This is a genomic window from Pseudomonas sp. lyk4-R2A-10 (assembly GCF_030209075.1).
GTDB lineage: Bacteria > Pseudomonadota > Gammaproteobacteria > Pseudomonadales > Pseudomonadaceae > Aquipseudomonas > Aquipseudomonas glycinae.
This window is the reverse complement of record NZ_JARVSR010000001.1, coordinates 181,879-200,353: the sequence shown is the minus strand read 5'-3', so window position 1 is coordinate 200,353 and position 18,475 is coordinate 181,879. Positions and strand designations below refer to the sequence as shown.

The 18,475-nt window shown below is 60.3% G+C and carries 18 protein-coding genes; 13 read left to right on the top strand and 5 right to left on the bottom strand.

Annotation, left to right across the window (positions count from 1 at the left end):
* Window positions 1-13 precede the first annotated feature (13 nt).
* On the bottom strand, window positions 14-304 hold the full coding sequence (gene plzR, locus QRN46_RS00880) for a PlzR type 4 pili assembly inhibitor (protein ID WP_007963969.1): 291 nt from the start codon (window positions 302-304) through the stop codon (window positions 14-16).
* Between the two features lie 406 nt (window positions 305-710).
* On the opposite strand from plzR, the gene argF reads away from it, so the two are divergent.
* On the top strand, window positions 711-1,631 hold the full coding sequence (gene argF, locus QRN46_RS00875; protein WP_039765834.1) for an ornithine carbamoyltransferase: 921 nt from the start codon (window positions 711-713) through the stop codon (window positions 1,629-1,631).
* Window positions 1,628-2,737, top strand: a complete 1,110-nt coding sequence (locus tag QRN46_RS00870; protein WP_011335744.1) for an ABC transporter ATP-binding protein — start codon at window positions 1,628-1,630, stop codon at window positions 2,735-2,737. The genes argF and QRN46_RS00870 overlap by 4 nt, the downstream gene beginning before the upstream one ends.
* A 50-nt stretch (window positions 2,738-2,787) precedes the next feature.
* Here QRN46_RS00870 and QRN46_RS00865 read toward each other — a convergent pair whose 3' ends face one another.
* Entirely contained in the window at window positions 2,788-3,570 is a 783-nt protein-coding gene (locus QRN46_RS00865) for a PhzF family phenazine biosynthesis protein (protein ID WP_011335745.1), read from the bottom strand.
* Between the two features lie 89 nt (window positions 3,571-3,659).
* Window positions 3,660-4,130, bottom strand: coding sequence for a Cys-tRNA(Pro) deacylase (gene ybaK / locus QRN46_RS00860; protein ID WP_011335746.1), 471 nt, complete (start codon window positions 4,128-4,130; stop codon window positions 3,660-3,662).
* A gap of 360 nt (window positions 4,131-4,490) precedes the next feature.
* On the opposite strand from ybaK, the gene QRN46_RS00855 reads away from it, so the two are divergent.
* From QRN46_RS00855 to QRN46_RS00805, 11 genes are all read left to right on the top strand, one after another.
* Window positions 4,491-5,342 (top strand): MIP/aquaporin family protein, encoded by an 852-nt coding sequence (locus tag QRN46_RS00855; protein ID WP_011335747.1) that lies wholly within the window; start codon window positions 4,491-4,493, stop codon window positions 5,340-5,342.
* A 78-nt stretch (window positions 5,343-5,420) separates the two neighbouring features.
* A complete protein-coding gene (gene glpK / locus QRN46_RS00850) occupies window positions 5,421-6,923 on the top strand; it encodes a glycerol kinase GlpK (protein ID WP_011335748.1) in 1,503 nt (500 codons plus the stop codon).
* Between the two features lie 95 nt (window positions 6,924-7,018).
* Window positions 7,019-7,774, top strand: a complete 756-nt coding sequence (locus QRN46_RS00845; protein ID WP_007953179.1) for a DeoR/GlpR family transcriptional regulator — start codon at window positions 7,019-7,021, stop codon at window positions 7,772-7,774.
* 199 nt (window positions 7,775-7,973) lie between these two features.
* Window positions 7,974-9,512 carry a glycerol-3-phosphate dehydrogenase gene (gene glpD / locus QRN46_RS00840; RefSeq protein WP_285354176.1) on the top strand — a complete coding sequence of 513 codons (1,539 nt, stop codon included), beginning with the start codon at window positions 7,974-7,976 and terminating at the stop codon, window positions 9,510-9,512.
* Window positions 9,513-9,851: 339 nt separating this feature from the next.
* Window positions 9,852-10,766 (top strand): glutamate/aspartate ABC transporter substrate-binding protein, encoded by a 915-nt coding sequence (locus QRN46_RS00835; RefSeq protein WP_011335750.1) that lies wholly within the window; start codon window positions 9,852-9,854, stop codon window positions 10,764-10,766.
* 194 nt (window positions 10,767-10,960) lie between these two features.
* The gene (locus QRN46_RS00830; protein ID WP_007953174.1) at window positions 10,961-11,707 is read left to right on the top strand and encodes an amino acid ABC transporter permease; all 747 of its coding nucleotides are present in this window, start codon (window positions 10,961-10,963) and stop codon (window positions 11,705-11,707) included.
* Window positions 11,707-12,378: an amino acid ABC transporter permease gene (locus tag QRN46_RS00825; RefSeq protein WP_007953172.1), complete on the top strand. Its 672-nt coding sequence runs from the start codon at window positions 11,707-11,709 to the stop codon at window positions 12,376-12,378. Before QRN46_RS00830 ends, QRN46_RS00825 begins: the two co-directional genes overlap by 1 nt.
* Window positions 12,375-13,109: an amino acid ABC transporter ATP-binding protein gene (locus QRN46_RS00820; protein WP_007953170.1), complete on the top strand. Its 735-nt coding sequence runs from the start codon at window positions 12,375-12,377 to the stop codon at window positions 13,107-13,109. The genes QRN46_RS00825 and QRN46_RS00820 overlap by 4 nt, the downstream gene beginning before the upstream one ends.
* A gap of 64 nt (window positions 13,110-13,173) precedes the next feature.
* Entirely contained in the window at window positions 13,174-15,087 is a 1,914-nt protein-coding gene (gene aauS / locus QRN46_RS00815) for a two-component sensor histidine kinase AauS (protein ID WP_285354175.1), read from the top strand.
* Window positions 15,084-16,412 carry a two-component response regulator AauR gene (gene aauR / locus QRN46_RS00810; RefSeq protein ID WP_085606770.1) on the top strand — a complete coding sequence of 443 codons (1,329 nt, stop codon included), beginning with the start codon at window positions 15,084-15,086 and terminating at the stop codon, window positions 16,410-16,412. Before aauS ends, aauR begins: the two co-directional genes overlap by 4 nt.
* Before the next feature lie 20 nt (window positions 16,413-16,432).
* A complete protein-coding gene (locus tag QRN46_RS00805) occupies window positions 16,433-16,762 on the top strand; it encodes a GlpM family protein (RefSeq protein ID WP_162831789.1) in 330 nt (109 codons plus the stop codon).
* Window positions 16,763-16,804: 42 nt separating this feature from the next.
* Here QRN46_RS00805 and QRN46_RS00800 read toward each other — a convergent pair whose 3' ends face one another.
* Complete coding sequence (locus QRN46_RS00800; protein WP_146615285.1) at window positions 16,805-17,254, bottom strand: hypothetical protein; 450 nt, start codon at window positions 17,252-17,254, stop codon at window positions 16,805-16,807.
* Between the two features lie 175 nt (window positions 17,255-17,429).
* Window positions 17,430-18,461, bottom strand: coding sequence for an alpha/beta fold hydrolase (locus QRN46_RS00795; protein WP_221615286.1), 1,032 nt, complete (start codon window positions 18,459-18,461; stop codon window positions 17,430-17,432).
* Window positions 18,462-18,475 lie beyond the last annotated feature (14 nt).

Sequence of the window (18,475 nt, the reverse complement as noted above, 5' to 3'; positions counted from 1 at the left end):
GCCGATAGACGCGTCAGTTCGCCGGAAGCTGTGGCGGCGCGGCCAGCTGGATTTCCTGGATGGTCTCGATCTGCTCGTGGGCGACGTGGACGCCGGTGAGTTCGCCGATCAGTCGCCAATGCTCGTCGAGCCCGGCGCTGATGGTCGCCATGCGGTCGATCATCTGCCGGCTGGCGGCCTTGACCACGTCGTCTTCGCTGCGCAGCAGTTCGAAGGACATCGAAGTCATCGAGGCGGTGAGGTGGGTCAATGAGCGTGCCGTGTGGCCCAGCAGTTCCATTAACAGTTTTTCTTTCGATTCCATGCGGAGGCTTCCTGCGTCGCTCGTGATTTATTTATAACCCAGCACTTTGCTTTAGCAAATGTTTCAACCTGCGCATCCGACCAAGCGAATCGGTGGTTCACCGGTCGCAAACCGACCAGAGCCGTGCCATCCCCGCCGCGCCTGATTGCCAAGCCCGGTGGGGCCAGTGTACAAATGCCTTGCTGCCCTCTCGAAAACTTACCGGAAATCACAGTGTTCGCACTGTTCCAACCCCGGCGCATTTCTGCAAAAACCGTAGCCTATTGGAAAAACGCGACATTTAGTGTCAATATCGCGCCTTCCCCTATTTCGTCGCCCCCGTGCGGCTTACGCCGCAGGTCTCGCCCGTTGTTCCGATAAACAAGGCTTTGAGCATCTGCGGTTTGTAGCAAAAAGGTAGTCAATGATGAGCGCAAGGCACTTTCTCTCCCTGATGGATTGCACGCCCGAAGAGCTGGTCAGCGTGATCCGTCGAGGCGTTGAGCTCAAGGACCTGCGTAACCGCGGCGTACTGTTCGAGCCTCTGAAAAACCGCGTCCTGGGGATGATCTTCGAGAAATCCTCGACCCGTACCCGGATCTCCTTCGAGGCCGGCATGATCCAGCTCGGCGGCCAGGCGATCTTCCTGTCGCCGCGCGACACCCAACTGGGTCGTGGCGAGCCGATCGGCGACTGCGCCATCGTCATGTCGAGCATGCTCGACGCAGTGATGATCCGTACCTTTGCCCACAGCACCCTGACCGAATTCGCTGCCAACTCCCGCGTGCCGGTGATCAACGGCCTGTCCGATGACCTGCATCCGTGTCAGTTGCTGGCCGACATGCAGACCTTCCTCGAACACCGCGGCTCCATCCAGGGCAAGACCGTGGCCTGGATCGGCGACGGCAACAACATGTGCAACAGCTATATAGAAGCGGCGATCCAGTTCGACTTCCAGTTGCGCGTGGCCTGCCCGGAAGGCTATGAGCCAAACCCTGAATTCGTGGCCAAGGCCGGTGACCGCGTGACCATCGTCCGCGACCCGAAAGACGCCGTGCGCGGCGCGCATCTGGTGAGCACCGACGTCTGGACCTCCATGGGGCAGGAAGAGGAAACCGCCAAGCGCCTCAAACTGTTCGCGCCGTTTCAGGTCAACCGCGCCCTGCTCGACCTGGCTGCCGATGACGTGCTATTCATGCACTGCCTGCCCGCTCACCGCGGTGAGGAAATCAGCCTCGACCTGCTCGATGATCCGCGCTCCGTCGCCTGGGATCAGGCAGAAAACCGTCTCCACGCACAGAAGGCCCTGCTCGAGTTCCTCGTCGAACCGGCATATCACCACGCATGAGTCATGAATTACTGCTGAACCTGCGCAACCTCGCTTGCGGCTATCAAGATCAACGTGTGGTGCAGAACCTCAACCTGCACCTCAACGCCGGTGACATTGGTTGCCTGCTCGGCTCGTCCGGCTGTGGCAAGACCACCACCCTGCGCGCGATTGCCGGTTTTGAGCCGGTGCACGAAGGGGAAATCTCTCTCGGCGGTGAAGTGATCTCCAGCGCCGGTTTCACCCTCGCTCCGGAAAAGCGCCGGATCGGCATGGTGTTCCAGGACTACGCGCTGTTCCCGCACCTGAGTGTCGCGGACAATATCGCCTTCGGTATCCGCAAGCACCCGAACAAGGAGCGCGTCACCGAAGAGCTGCTGGAACTGGTCAACCTGAAGAACCTCGGCAAGCGCTTCCCCCATGAGCTGTCCGGCGGCCAGCAACAACGTGTCGCTCTCGCCCGCGCCCTGGCACCGGAGCCGCAGCTGTTGCTGCTCGACGAGCCGTTCTCCAACCTCGATGGCGAGTTGCGCCGCAAGCTCAGCCATGAAGTGCGCGACATCCTCAAGGCCCGTGGCACCAGCGCGATTCTGGTGACTCACGACCAGGAAGAAGCCTTCGCCGTCAGCGATCACGTCGGCGTGTTCAAGGAAGGCCGGCTGGAACAGTGGGACACGCCGTACAACCTCTATCACGAGCCGGCGACGCCATTTGTCGCAAGCTTCATCGGTCAGGGTTACTTCATTCGCGGCCAGCTCGGCAGCCCGGAATCGGTGCAGACCGAACTCGGCGAATTGCGCGGCAATCGCGCCTACACCTGGCCGGTCGGTGGCGCAGTGGATGTGCTGCTGCGGCCGGACGACATCGTTTACGCGCCGGACAGCGGGTTGAAAGCGCGGATCGTCGGCAAGACGTTCCTCGGCGCCTCGACCCTGTATCGCCTGCAACTGCCGACCGGTGCGCAGCTGGAATCGATCTTCCCAAGCCATGCCGACCATCAGGTGGGTGCGGATGTCGGGATTCGAGTGGCAGCGGAACATCTGGTGTTGTTCCAGGCCTCCGGCAGCACGGCGGCGCAGATTCCGGCGGTGGAAAACGGCGTCCGCCGTTACAGTACTGCGCACTGATCTGCACCCAAACAATGAGGGAGCCTGATGGCTCCCTTGTTTTTTTGCTCTCAGCCCAGCATCAATGTGCCGCTGGCCACCAGCGTCGCATTCCCACCGATCTTCACTCGCTCGCCCTCCAGCCGACAGAACAGTTCACCGCCCCGCGCCGAACGCTGGCACGCGGTCAGGCTGGATTTGCCCAGACGTTTCGACCAGTACGGAATCAGGCTGCAATGGGTCGAGCCGGTGACCGGGTCTTCATTGATACCGATCGCCGGGGCGAAATAGCGCGAGACAAAATCATGCTGATTGCCCCGCGCGGTGACGATCGCGCCCAGCCACGGCAGCTTGGCGAGGGCGATCATGTCCGGCGTGCAATCGAGCACCGCCTGCTCGGACTCCAGCACCACAAATAGTTCGTTGGAACTCAGGACGTCCACCGCCTGAACATTCAGCGCCCGCTCGATCTCCAGGGTGACGCCTTTCTCCACCGCTTCGATGGCCGGGAAATCGAGCCACAGCCTGTCGCCTTCGCGGCTGACGCTCAACGGCCCGGACTTGCAGGTGAAGTCCAGACGCTCGGCCGTTTCCTTATAGATCTCGAACAGCACGTAGGCGCTGGCCAGGGTCGCGTGACCACACAGCGGCACTTCGGTGGTCGGCGTGAACCAGCGGATGTGCCACACCTGCCCCTCGCGCACCAGAAACGCGGTTTCCGCCAGATTGTGCTCGGCGGCGATCTTCTGCATCAGTTCGTCCGCGAGCCACGCGTCGAGCCGATAGACCATTGCCGGATTACCGCTGAAGGGCCGATCACTGAACGCGTCGACCTGATGAAACTCGAGCTGCATAACCTTCTCCCTGTGTCAGTCGAACGAGCATGCAGCGCCGGCCGGATCAGCGCCAGTGACAGTGCCGGCCAATTTTCTTCATACAGACGTCAAGGGCGACCGATGTCGGCAAATTTCGCCTGGGTGTGTTCTGCCAATACTGCCGGCGCCAGTTCCACTTCCAGCCCTCGCCGGCCGGCACTGACATAAATGGTCGCAAAAGGCTGGGCCGAATTATCGATGAAGGTACGCAGGCGTTTTTTCTGCCCCAGCGGACTGATGCCGCCCAACAGATAACCGGTGGAGCGTTGCGCGGCGGCCGGGTCGGCCATCTCGACTTTTTTCACGCCGGCGGCGTGGGCGAGCCCCTTGAGGTCGAGACTTCCGACGACCGGCACCACTGCCACCAGCAACTCACCCTTCTCGCTGGCCGCCAGCAGCGTCTTGAATACCTGCGCCGGATCGAGCCCCAGTTTCTCCGCGGCCTCCAGGCCATATGACGCGGCCTTCGGGTCATGTTCGTAACTGTGCACGTGATGTTCGGCACGAACTTTTTTCAACAAGTCCAACGCAGGGGTCATGGCAGCTCCGGGCTCGGCAGTGGCAAAAAATCCTGCGGCGGATTTTAGGCCATCGCTGGGCAAAAGGCTCTACCACGCGCCACGTTTCCCGGGGTTTGCGGGCGGATAACAGCCGGGCAGGCCGGGTGATCCGCAGGATCATTCACATGACTGATAGTTTATTTGTGACTGGTGGTTCACTTTCGACCTTTGACAGGTTTGTTTCTTGTCTATATTTTTTCGAATCTGAATAATGTAAGAATTATGGTCATCGCAGCACCCAGCAGTAAACCGGGAACAGGATGGGGATCCTGCCTCGGCGAAAATCGCGCCTTGCCCTGTCGGCAACGCGCCAGACAACAACAAAAACCGAGGTTTTCAATGACAACTGCGTTACAGCAACCTTCGCTCTCGAGCCAGTGCCTGGCCGAGTTTCTGGGTACTGCACTCCTGATCTTTTTCGGCACGGGTTGTGTCGCCGCGCTCAAGGTCGCGGGCGCCAGCTTCGGTCTCTGGGAAATCAGCATCATCTGGGGCGTCGGCGTCAGCATGGCGATCTACCTCACCGCCGGCGTTTCCGGCGCGCACCTGAACCCTGCCGTCAGTATCGCCCTGAGCATTTTCGCCGACTTCGAAAAGCGCAAACTGCCGTTCTACATTCTGGCCCAGGTCGCCGGCGCCTTCTGCGGCGCGCTGTTGGTCTACACGCTGTACAGCAACCTGTTCTTCGATTACGAACAAACTCACCATATGGTTCGCGGCACTGAAGCCAGCCTCGAACTGGCATCGGTGTTCTCCACCTTCCCGAACCCTGCGCTGTCGACTGCGCAAGCGTTCTTGGTCGAGGTGATCATCACTGCGATTCTGATGGGCGTGATCATGTCCCTGACCGACGACAACAACGGCCTGCCGAAAGGCCCGCTGGCGCCACTGCTGATCGGTCTGCTGATTGCCGTGATTGGCAGCTCGATGGGCCCGCTGACCGGTTTCGCGATGAACCCGGCCCGGGACTTCGGCCCGAAACTGATGACTTTCTTCGCCGGCTGGGGTGAAATTTCCTTCACCGGCGCACGTGAAATCCCGTACTTCCTGATTCCGATTTTTGCACCGATTGTCGGTGCCTGCCTCGGCGCTGCCGGGTATCGCGGGCTGATTGCCCGTCACCTGACCGGCGCCACACCTGCTACAAAGGATGCAGAACCGGCCATTGACGGCAAACCAAGAACTTCTTGAAACAGTCGGCGCGGACTCCTGCCCTGATAGAGACCGCGCCACGGCCCACTCTCCCTTATTTCGTCCAAGGCAATCGACATGACCGACATTGAGAATAAGAACTACATCATTGCCCTCGATCAGGGTACGACCAGCTCCCGCGCGATCATTTTCGACCGCGACGCGAACGTGGTCTGCACCGCACAACGCGAATTCGCCCAGCACTACCCGCAAGCCGGTTGGGTCGAACACGACCCGATGGAAATCTTCGCCACCCAGAGCGCGGTGATGGTCGAAGCGCTGGCCCAGGCCGGCCTGCACCATGACCAGGTCGCCGCCATCGGCATCACCAACCAGCGCGAAACCACCGTGGTCTGGGACAAGACCACCGGCCGCCCGGTGTACAACGCGATCGTCTGGCAATGCCGGCGCAGCACCGAGATCTGCCAGCAGCTCAAGCGCGACGGTCATGAAGACTACATCCGCGACACTACGGGACTGGTCACCGACCCGTACTTCTCCGGCACCAAACTGAAGTGGATCCTCGACAACGTCGAAGGCAGCCGTGAGCGCGCGCGCAACGGCGAACTGCTGTTCGGCACCGTCGACAGCTGGCTGATCTGGAAATTCACTGGCGGTAAAGTCCACGTCACCGACTACACCAACGCCTCGCGCACCATGCTCTTCAACATCCACACCCTGGAGTGGGACGCGAAGATGCTGGAGATCCTCGACATCCCGCGCGAGATGCTGCCGGAAGTCAAAGCCTCTTCGGAAATCTACGGCCGTACCAAAAGCGGCATCGCCATCGGCGGTATCGCCGGCGACCAGCAGGCTGCGCTGTTCGGCCAGATGTGCGTCGAGCCGGGCCAGGCAAAAAACACTTACGGCACCGGTTGCTTCCTGCTGATGAACACCGGCGACAAAGCGGTGAAATCCCAGCACGGCATGCTCACCACCATCGCCTGCGGCCCGCGCGGCGAAGTGGCCTACGCCCTGGAAGGTGCCGTGTTCAACGGCGGTTCGACCGTGCAGTGGCTGCGCGATGAACTGAAGATCGTCAACGACGCCCACGACACCGAATACTTCGCCAATAAAGTGAAGGACAGCAACGGCGTGTATCTGGTGCCAGCCTTCACCGGCCTCGGTGCGCCCTACTGGGATCCGTATGCCCGTGGCGCCCTGTTCGGCCTGACCCGTGGCGTGCGCGTGGATCACATCATCCGCGCTGCTCTGGAATCGATTGCCTATCAGACCCGCGACGTCCTCGACGCCATGCAACAGGACTCCGGCGAACGCCTCAAGGCCCTGCGCGTGGACGGCGGCGCGGTGGCAAACAACTTCCTGATGCAGTTCCAGGCCGACATCCTCGGCACCCAGGTCGAGCGTCCGAAAATGCGCGAAACCACGGCGCTCGGCGCAGCTTATCTGGCCGGTCTGGCGTGCGGATTCTGGGGCAGCCTGGAAGAACTGCGCGGCAAGGCCGTGATCGAGCGCGAATTCGAACCGAGCCTGGACGAAGTCGAGAAAGAGAAGCTGTATAAAGGCTGGAAAAAAGCTGTCAGCCGTACCCGTGACTGGGCGCGTGAAGACGCTGAATAAGCCAACCTGAGTACTCGTATCCGTATGTAACTGGTAGGGAGCGGATTCCTGCGGCATCATGGGCAAATTTTGCACGGCAGCCCAAAGGAAGCCCCATGAATCTGCCTCCCCGTCAGCAGCAAATCCTCGAACTGGTCCGCGAACGCGGCTATGTGAGCATCGAGGAAATGGCCACGCTGTTCGTTGTTACCCCGCAAACCATCCGCCGCGATATCAATCAACTGGCGGAAGCCAATCTGCTGCGTCGCTACCACGGCGGCGCCGCCTATGATTCCAGTGTCGAAAACACTGCCTACGCGATGCGCGCCGATCAGATGCGCGATGAAAAGCAACGCATCGGCGAAGCCATTGCCGCGCAAATTCCCGATCACGCCTCGCTGTTCATCAACATCGGCACCACCACCGAATCGATTGCCCGCGCCCTGCTCAATCACAGCCATCTGAAGATCATCACCAACAACCTGCACGTCGCCTCGATGCTCAGTGCCAAGGATGATTTCGATGTGCTGCTGACCGGCGGCAATGTGCGTCGCGATGGCGGCGTGGTGGGCCAGGCGAGCGTGGACTTCATCAATCAGTTCAAGGTCGACTTTGCGCTGGTGGGCATCAGCGGCATCGACGAAGACGGCAGCCTGCTCGACTTCGATTACCAGGAAGTGCGGGTGTCCCAGGCGATCATCGCCAATGCCCGGCAGGTGATCCTGGCGGCGGACTCCAGCAAGTTCGGCCGTAACGCGATGATCCGCCTCGGCCCGATCAGCCTGATCGATTGCCTGGTGACCGATCAGCAGCCGGTGCCAGCCCTGGCGCAACTGCTGAGCCAGCACAAGATTCGCCTGGAAGTCGTTTAACCCTCTCCTCCGCATAAGGCGCCTGCACCGGCGCCCTATGCTCATCTGATGTTCGAATATTTTCCTTTCTCCATCCTTCGATGAGTTTTTTCAATCGAAGTCGACTGGCTGTGCGCGTCTTTATGGGCTACCATTTTCGCAAATGAACATTCATGTTCGATTTCCAAGACAGAAAATCAAAAGAGCCCGAGGCCAGCCGATGTCCACATCTACCTTGCGTACGCCCCCTATCTCCGAGATCTACGACATCGCTGTCATCGGCGGCGGGATCAATGGCGTTGGGATCGCAGCGGATGCCGCCGGTCGCGGTCTTTCGGTGTTCCTTTGCGAAAAGGACGACCTGGCCAGCCACACTTCGTCAGCCAGCAGCAAGTTGATCCACGGTGGCCTGCGCTACCTCGAACATTACGAATTCCGTCTGGTGCGCGAAGCATTGGCCGAACGCGAAGTGCTACTGGCCAAAGCCCCGCACATCGTCAAGCCAATGCGTTTCGTGCTGCCGCACCGTCCGCACCTGCGTCCGGCATGGATGATCCGCGCGGGTCTGTTCCTCTATGACCACCTCGGCAAGCGCGAAAAACTGGCTGGCTCGAAAAGCCTGAAGTTCGGCGCCGACAGCGCACTGAAAAGCGAAATCAGCAAAGGCTTCGAATACTCCGATTGCTGGGTCGACGACGCCCGCCTCGTGGTGCTGAACGCCATGGCCGCCCGTGAAAAAGGCGCGCATATTCACACCCAGACCCGTTGTGTCAGCGCCCGCCGCGCCAAGGGTCTTTGGCACCTGAACCTGGAGCGTGCCGACGGCAGCCTGTTTTCGATCACCGCCAAAGCGCTGGTGAACGCTGCCGGCCCGTGGGTCGCCAAGTTCATCCGTGACGACCTGAAGATGGAATCGCCGTACGGCATCCGTCTGATCCAGGGCAGCCACATCATCGTGCCGAAGCTGTACGAAGGCGATCACGCGCACATTCTGCAAAACGAAGATCAGCGCATCGTTTTCACCATCCCGTACCTGAACAACCTGACCCTGATCGGCACCACCGACCGCGAGTACACCGGCGATCCGGCCAAAGTGGCGATCACCGACGGCGAAACCGATTACCTGCTCAAAGTGGTCAATGCCCATTTCAAGAAGCAGATCAGCCGTGGCGACATCCTGCACACCTACTCGGGCGTGCGCCCGCTGTGCAATGACGAATCCGACAACCCCTCGGCCGTGACCCGCGACTACACCCTGGCGTTGTCCGGCATCACCGAGGAGGCGCCGCTGCTGTCGGTGTTCGGCGGCAAGCTGACCACCTACCGCAAGCTCGCGGAGTCGGCGATGGCGCAGCTGATGCCGTTCTTCACCCAGATGCGCCCGAGCTGGACCGCCACCGCCACCCTGCCCGGCGGCGAAGACATGACTACGCCACAGGCCCTGAGCGCGCTGATCCGCGACAAGTTCGACTGGGTACCGACCGAAATTGCCCGCCGCTGGGCCACCACCTACGGCAGCCGCACTTGGCGCATGCTCGAAGGCGTCGACACCCTGGCCGACTTGGGCGAACACATCGGCGGCGGGCTCTACACCCGTGAAGTCGATTACCTGTGCACTGAAGAGTGGGCCACCACCGCGCGTGACATTCTGTGGCGTCGCAGCAAACTGGGCCTGTTCACCACGCCAGCCGAGCAAGAAAGACTGGCGGCGTACCTGAACAAGGTCGAGCAGAACCGCAGCAAGATCGAAGCGGCCTGATCCGTTCGTCGTTGAACAAAAAGCCCCTGAATCGAGAGATTCAGGGGCTTTTTGCATTCAGGCTGAAACAAGGCGCAGCGAAGACGTTCGGTTTTCCGAACGCGACCTGACGGTCAATTCGGTTAACCGGATCAGATTGATGGAAAAACACCATCACAAAACTTTAATAACGTTATAAATCAATGCATTAACGCCTATCGACTGGTCTGGCACGACTCATGCTCTACACTCCTTCGACGAATGCCTGTTGCGCCAACACAGCAGGAGCCGTCAGGCATTCGAAGTACAAAGGGCCCGCTCAACCGGCTCCATAAAAAAAACAATGTCGAGGAAAATTTGATGCGCATCGTTCCCCATATCCTGGGCGCAGCCATTGCTGCCGCTCTGATCAGCACACCAGTTTTCGCTGCCGAACTCACCGGCACCCTTAAGAAGATCAAAGAGTCCGGCGTCATTACTTTGGGCCACCGTGACGCTTCCATTCCTTTCTCCTACATCGCTGACGCTTCCGGCAAGCCGGTCGGCTACTCCCACGATATCCAGCTGGCCATCGTCGAAGCGATCAAGAAAGACCTCGACCTGCCAAACCTGCAGGTCAAATACAACCTCGTCACTTCGCAAACCCGTATCCCGCTGGTGCAGAACGGCACCGTGGACGTCGAGTGCGGCTCCACCACCAACAACGTCGAGCGTCAGCAACAGGTCGACTTCTCCGTCGGCATCTTCGAAATCGGTACCCGTCTGCTGTCCAAGGCTGACTCCAAGTACAAGGACTTCGACGATCTGAAAGGCAAGAACGTCGTGACCACCGCCGGCACCACTTCCGAGCGCATCCTCAAGGCAATGAACGCCGACAAGCAGATGGGCATGAACGTGATCTCCGCCAAGGACCACGGTGAATCCTTCCAGATGCTGGAATCGGGTCGTGCCGTCGCGTTCATGATGGACGACGCCCTGCTGGCCGGCGAAGCCGCCAAAGCCAAGAAAGCCTCCGACTGGGCCGTGACCGGCACTCCACAGTCGTACGAAATCTATGGCTGCATGATGCGCAAGGGCGACGAGCCGTTCAAAAAGGCTGTCGACGACGCCATCAAGGCGACCTACGCTTCGGGTGAGATCAACAAGATCTACGAAAAATGGTTCATGCAGCCGATTCCGCCAAAAGGCCTGAACCTGAACTTCCCGATGAGCGACGAGCTCAAGGCCCTGATCGCCAATCCGACCGACAAAGCGGCTGACGACAAGAAATCCTGATTTCTGACTAACCTTATCCCCTGAGGAGGCGCCTGCCTTCTCAGGGGATGGTCACTCCCTGCTGGCACTTATTGGAAACACTCGAACCGGTGGCTGTCGAGCCGATCGCGTGTGCCTGATTTTCACAATCAGGGTGGGAACGGAGCTTCCCCAGGCGGGCACTTGTACATCGATCGAATCGAGGGGAGACCCTAATGAATTACAACTGGGACTGGGGCGTGTTCTTCAAGTCCACCGGCGTGGGCAGCGAGACCTATCTCGACTGGTTCATTTCCGGTCTGGGCTGGACCATCGCCATCGCCATCGTGGCCTGGATCATCGCCCTGTTGCTCGGCTCGCTGCTGGGCATCATGCGCACCGTGCCGAACCGCATCGTGTCGGGCATCGCGACCTGCTACGTCGAACTGTTCCGCAACGTGCCGCTGCTGGTTCAGCTGTTCATCTGGTACTTCCTGGTGCCCGATCTGCTGCCGCCGGATCTGCAGGAATGGTACAAGCAGGACCTGAACCCGACCACTTCGGCCTACCTGAGTGTTGTCGTGTGCCTGGGCCTGTTCACCGCCGCCCGGGTCTGCGAACAGGTTCGCACCGGTATCCAGGCACTGCCACGCGGCCAGGAATCCGCCGCCCGCGCCATGGGTTTCAAGCTGCCGCAGATCTACTGGAACGTGCTGCTGCCCCAAGCCTACCGGATCATCATTCCGCCGCTCACCTCGGAATTCCTGAACGTGTTCAAGAACTCCTCCGTGGCGTCCCTGATCGGTCTGATGGAGCTGCTGGCGCAAACCAAACAGACCGCCGAATTCTCGGCCAACCTGTTTGAAGCCTTCACCCTGGCGACCCTGATCTATTTCACCCTCAACATGAGCCTGATGCTGCTGATGCGCATGGTCGAGAAGAAAGTCGCCGTGCCCGGCCTGATCTCCGTGGGGGGTAAATAATGGAATTCGATTTCAGTGGCATCGTTCCGGCCATTCCCGGCCTGTGGAACGGCATGCTGATGACCCTCAAGCTGATGGCGCTGGGCGTGGTCGGCGGGATCATCCTCGGCACCATCCTCGCGCTGATGCGTCTGTCCCACAGCAAACTGCTGTCGAGCATCGCCGGCGCGTACGTCAACTATTTCCGTTCGATCCCGCTGCTGCTGGTGATCACCTGGTTCTACCTGGCAGTGCCGTTCGTGCTGCGCTGGATCACCGGCGAGGACACCCCGATCGGTGCGTTCACCTCGTGCATCGTGGCCTTCATGATGTTCGAAGCGGCCTACTTCTGCGAAATCGTCCGGGCCGGCGTGCAGTCGATCCCGAAAGGCCAGATGGGCGCGGCGCAGGCACTGGGCATGACCTACGGCCAGATGATGCGCCTGATCATCCTGCCCCAGGCGTTCCGCAAGATGACCCCGCTGCTGCTGCAGCAGAGCATCATCCTGTTCCAGGACACCTCGCTGGTCTACACCGTGGGCCTGGTGGACTTCCTCAACGCCTCGCGCGCCAGTGGCGACATCATTGGCCGCTCGAATGAGTTCCTGATCTTCGCAGGTCTCGTGTACTTCACCATCAGCTTTGCCGCCTCGGTGCTGGTCAAGCGTCTGCAAAAAAGGTTCGCCGTATGATCTCTATCAAGAACATCAACAAGTGGTATGGGGACTTCCAGGTGCTGACCGATTGCAGCACCGAGGTCAAAAAGGGTGAAGTGATCGTGGTCTGCGGTCCGTCCGGTTCGGGCAAGTCGACCCTGATCAAGTGCGTCAACGCACTGGAGCCGTTCCAGAAAGGCGACATCGTGGTCGACGGCACGTCGATTGCCGATCCGAAGACCAACCTGCCGAAACTGCGCTCGCGCGTCGGCATGGTGTTCCAGCATTTCGAACTGTTCCCGCACCTGACCATCACCGAAAACCTGACCATCGCGCAGATCAAGGTGCTGGGCCGCAGCAAGGAAGAAGCCACCAAGAAAGGCCTGCAACTGCTCGAGCGCGTCGGCCTGTCGGCTCATGCCCACAAACATCCGGGCCAGTTGTCCGGCGGTCAGCAACAGCGTGTGGCGATCGCCCGTGCGCTGGCGATGGACCCGATCGTCATGCTGTTCGACGAACCGACCTCGGCGCTGGACCCGGAAATGGTCAACGAAGTGCTCGACGTAATGGTGCAACTGGCCCACGAAGGCATGACCATGATGTGCGTGACCCACGAAATGGGCTTCGCCCGTAAAGTGGCCGACCGCGTGATCTTCATGGACGCCGGCAAGATCATCGAAGACTGCAAGAAAGAAGAGTTCTTTGGCGACATCAGCCAACGCTCCGAACGCGCGCAGCATTTCCTCGAGAAAATCCTGCAGCACTAAAAACGGCTGCATTCCCCGACATCCTCTGTCGGGGAATGCAGGTGGTTGACCCAAGGCATCTGTGATGAAATGCGACCCCACTCTCTATCGCGCCACGCCGCCATCACTTGCCGTGAAACCCCGTCTGATCCGCCACCTGTTCCTGCCGCCGCTGGTCATCGCCCTGATGATCGGACTGGGTTACATCGGCTTCTGGACCAGTGAACATTTCGGCATCCGCAGCCTCGGCGAAAACGGCCAGCGCCAGCTGGAACTGCACGCCCGCGCGGTCGAAAGCGAGATCAGCAAATACACCTACCTGCCCAGCCTGCTGGAACTCGAGTCGAGCGTTTCGCTGCTGCTGGACGACCCGACCCCGGAACACCGGCAAACGGTCAACGATTACCTTGAAGGCCTGAACCGGCGCAGCCGCAGTCGGGCCATCTACGTCATGGACACCACCGGCCGGGTCATGGCCACCAGCAACTGGCGCGACGTCGACAGTTATCTTGGTGAAGACCTGTCGTTCCGCGCCTACTTCCAGAACGCCATCCGCGGCCAGCCCGGACGTTTCTACGGGATCGGCAGCACCAACGGCGAACCCGGTTACTACCTGGCCCACGGCCTCGAAGAACACGGCAAGATCATCGGCGTCGCGGTGGTCAAGGTACGCCTGGAAGCCATGGAAGAACGCTGGCAGCGAGCGCGTCTCGAAGCGTTCGTCAGCGATGAAAACGGCATCATCATTCTCTCCAGCGATCCGGCCCGGCGCCTGAAATCGGTGATACCGCTGAGCGACGAGACCAAGGAAAAACTCGCCCGCAGCCTGCAGTACTACTGGTTCCCGCTGAACGAATTGCAACCGCTGGCCCGGGAAACCCTGTCCGAAGGCGTGGAAAAGCTCACGTTCCCGGCCAACAGCGAAGTGCCGAGCCAACAGGATGGCGATGAGGAAAACATCAGCTATCTGGCGCAAACCCGACCGCTGAGCGATACCCCGTGGAATTTCACCCTGCTCACCCCGTTGCAGGATCTGCGGCGCGAAGCGATCAATCAGGGGATTCTGGTAGCCGTGGCGTTTGCCCTGGTGGCGTTCCTGCTGATCGCCTGGAACGAACGGCGCAAGGTCATCGCCACCCGCCTCGCCGCCCGCGAAGCCCTGCAGGAAGCCAACAATCAGCTGGAGCGTCGGATTACCGAACGCACCGCCGACCTGCGCGCCAGCAATGACCGGCTCAAGAGCCAGATCCGCGAACGGCGTCAGGCCGAAGAAACCTTGCGCCGCGCCCAGGACGAACTGGTGCAGGCCGGCAAACTCGCGGCCATCGGCCAGATGTCCACCAGCATCGCCCACGAACTGAACCAGCCGCTGGCGGCGATGCGCACGCTGTCGGGCAACACCATTCGCTTCCTCGAGCGCGGCCAGCTCGATGTCGCCAGCACCAACCTCAAGACCATCAACGACCTGATCGACCGCATGGGCCGGATCACCGCCAGCCTGCGCTCCTTCGCCCGGCGCGGTGACGACAAGGGCCGCGCCAGCCTCGGCAAAGCGGTGGATGCTGCGCTGCAAGTGCTCGGCGCCCGAGTTGAAAGTGCTTCACTGCAATTGCATCGGCAATTCGACGATGCGCAGGTGCAGATCGACCAGACCCGCCTGGAACAGATTCTGGTCAACCTGATCGGCAACGCCCTCGACGCCATGCAGGCGCAACCGCTGCCGGAACTGTGGCTCGAAGGTGAAGAATTCAACGGCAAATATCGCCTGCGAGTGCGCGACAACGGCCACGGCATCGACGCCGAAGCGCGCAAGCACCTTTTCGAACCGTTCTTCACCACCAAACCCGGCGAACAGGGCCTGGGCCTCGGCCTGACCCTGTCGGCCAGCCTCGCCGCCGCCACCGGCGGGCATCTGGGTGTCGAGCACCCGGCCAGCGGTGGTACCACTTTCGTCCTCAGTTTACCGTTGGTAAGCCCTACTCCTGCCGAGCCAATATGAACAACGACCTCAGTGTATTGATCGTCGAAGACGACCCCCATGTCCTGCTCGGCTGCCAGCAGGCGCTGACCCTCGAAGACATCCCCTGCATCGGCGTGGGCAGTGCCGAAGAAGCGCTGGAGCAGGTCGGCGACAACTTCGCCGGGATCGTCATCAGCGACATTCGCCTGCCGGGCATCGACGGCCTGGAACTGCTGACCCGGCTCAAGCAACGCGACCGCAGCCTGCCGGTGGTGCTGATCACCGGCCACGGCGACATCTCCATGGCCGTCGGCGCGATGCAGAAAGGCGCCTACGACTTCATGGAAAAACCGTTCTCCCCTGAACGACTGGTGGACGTGGCCCGTCGTGCGCTGGAGCAACGCAGCCTCAATCGCGAAGTCTCGTCCCTGCGCCGGCAACTGGCCGAACGCGATTCCCTTGAAGGGCGGATCATCGGGCGTTCGCCGGCCATGCAGAACCTGCGCGAACTGATCGCCAACGTCGCCGACACCTCGGCCAACGTATTGATCGAAGGCGAGACCGGCACCGGCAAGGAACTGGTCGCCCGCTGCCTGCACGATTTCAGCCGACGCCACACCAAACAGTTCGTCGCGCTGAACTGCGGCGGTCTGCCGGAAAACCTGTTCGAAAGCGAAATCTTCGGTCACGAAGCCAACGCCTTCACCGGCGCCGGCAAGCGGCGGATCGGCAAGATCGAGCACGCCGACGGCGGCACGCTCTTCCTCGACGAAGTGGAAAGCATGCCGCTGCCGTTGCAGATCAAACTGCTGCGGGTATTGCAGGAGCGCACCCTCGAACGCCTCGGCTCGAACCAGAGCGTGGCGGTGGATTGCCGGGTGATTGCGGCCACCAAGTCCGACCTCGACGAGTCGAGCAAGGCCGGGGAATTTCGCAGTGACTTGTACTACCGCCTCAACGTGGTGACGCTGGAACTGCCGCCCCTGCGCGAACGCCGCGAAGACATCCTGCAACTGTTCGAACACTTCACCCAGCAATCGGCCCTGCGTTTCGACCGGGCGCTGCCGGAGCTGGACAACCAGACGTTGTCGAGCCTGATGAGCCACGACTGGCCGGGCAACGTGCGCGAACTGCGCAACGTCGCCGAGCGTTTTGCCCTCGGTTTGCCGGCGTTCAAGAAAACCGGCGCGGGCAGCGCAGGTCAGGGCCTGGCGTTCGCCGAAGCGGTGGAAGCGTTCGAACGCAACCTGCTCAGCGACGCCCTGCAACGCAGCGGCGGCAACCTGACCCAGGCCAGCCTGGAACTGGGCATGGCCAAGACCACGCTGTTCGACAAAGTGAAAAAATACGGCCTGAGCCATTAAGCGAGAACAACGTGGATCTGATTTTCAAGGCAATGCTCGGTGCGGCCGTGGTGGTGATCCTCGCCATGCTGGCCAAGACCAAAAACTACTACATTGCCGGGCTGGTGCCGCTGTTCCCGACCTTCGCCCTGATCGCCCACTACATCGTCGGCAAGGGCCGTTCGATCGACGACCTGAAGACCACCATCGTCTTCGGCATGTGGTCGATCATTCCGTACTTCGTCTATCTGGCGACGCTGTACGTGATGGTCGACCGCATGCGCCTCGAAGCTTCGCTGGCGGTCGCGGCAGTGGCGTGGCTGATGGCGGCGACGGTGCTGGTGTCGGTGTGGGTGCGGCTGCATGCATAAAAAATCACGCTCGTCACCGTTTACCGTTTACCGTGAGTCCAGCTATTTACATTGACTAGTTGTAAGGGCCCCATGGCAGTTGTTCAAATGACCAACTATTTCGGGTGTAGTTGTTAAATCCAGATAGGTGGTAGAAGAATTCACATGCACTACCGAAAGAGCTTCACTAATTGTGTTGCCTGTCCAATTACTAGTCGGATTAGTCCCACCATCCTTGCACGTAATTGAGTCAAAAGTGCATTTGCCATTTGGCTCAACCGCAATCGTATGTGTCAGGCAACTATGATTAGCAGTGTTATTATTCCAGGCAGTCTCACACGCATTTGGTGGTTTTGGCTTTCTAGCTTCATCCCACGCTGCTGCGGCCGCATCAAACTTTCCGGGATCAGCCCAATACGCCTCTTCCATTTCATCCTCCGTCATGGCATAAGCGTGACCCGATATTACCTGCAGCAAAAACAACACCAGCATCCACAACTTTCCATTTCTCATGTCACTTTCCTTATAAAACCAATGCGTCATCGCAATATAAAAATAAACGGACAACCACAAGCACGCCACTGTCAGAAATAACAGTTCGCAAGATAAAAATGAAATAAGAAACCCTTGCTAAGAGCAAATCCAACTAACTTTCTAAAATTATAGAAATAAAACTAACGATCTACATTCAGAGAAAATCAGATCCCGAGCCTAAAATCTGCGCCCAGTGCGACGTGTCTTCGCGATGCTCGCGCAAATACGGCAACACCGCCGCCAGCAACGGCTCCTTGAACGCTTCCTGAAAACGGTGCGCCAGCCCCGGAATCAGTCGCAACTGACTGCCACGAATGTGCGCCGCCAGGTGCACGCCGTGCATCACCGGCAGCAGCGGATCCGCCGTGCCATGCACCACCAGGGTCGGGACGCGCAGTTGATTGAGCAACGCCACCCGACTCGGTTCGGCGAGGATCGCCATGATCTGGCGCTTCACGCCTTCAGGGTTGAACGCCCGGTCATAGGACAGCGCCGCCTGATGCAGCAACATCTGGCGATCATCAGTGACCGTCGGACTGCCCAGCGCCGCCAGCAGATCCGCCTGTTGCTCCAAGGCGATCTGGCGATTGGGAGCACCGCGCCGTGACAACAACTGCACCAACGCCGCGCTCGGCGCCGGCAGCCCTTCGGCGCCGGAGCTGGTCATGATCAGCGTCAGGCTCTCGACCCGTTGCGGGGCCATCGCCGCCATGTGCTGAGCGATCATCCCGCCCATGCTCGCGCCGAGCACGTGGAATTGCTCGACGTGCAGCGCGTCCATCAGGCCCAGCGCATCGTCGGCCATGTCGGTCAGGCTGTAAGGCGCCGCCACCGGCAGGCCGAGTTTGTAGCGCAGCACTTCAAAGGTCAGGTTGGCGTCGGCCGGCGCCTGGCGCCAGGTCGAAAGACCGACATCGCGGTTGTCATAGCGGATCACCCGGAACCCCTGCTGACACAGCGCGACCAGCACTTCATCCGGCCAGTGGATCAACTGTCCGCCCAGCCCCATCACCAGCAGCAGCGCCGGATCCGACGCACGGCCGATGCTCTGGTACGCCAGGCTCACCTGCTCCAGATCGACCCGTTCGGTCGGTACATTGACGTCGCAACGCGACGCCGCATAGGACGCCGGAACTAAAAAAACCGCGGCCAACAACGCCGCGACTGCAAAAAATCCCTTGAACATGAAAAACACCGAAA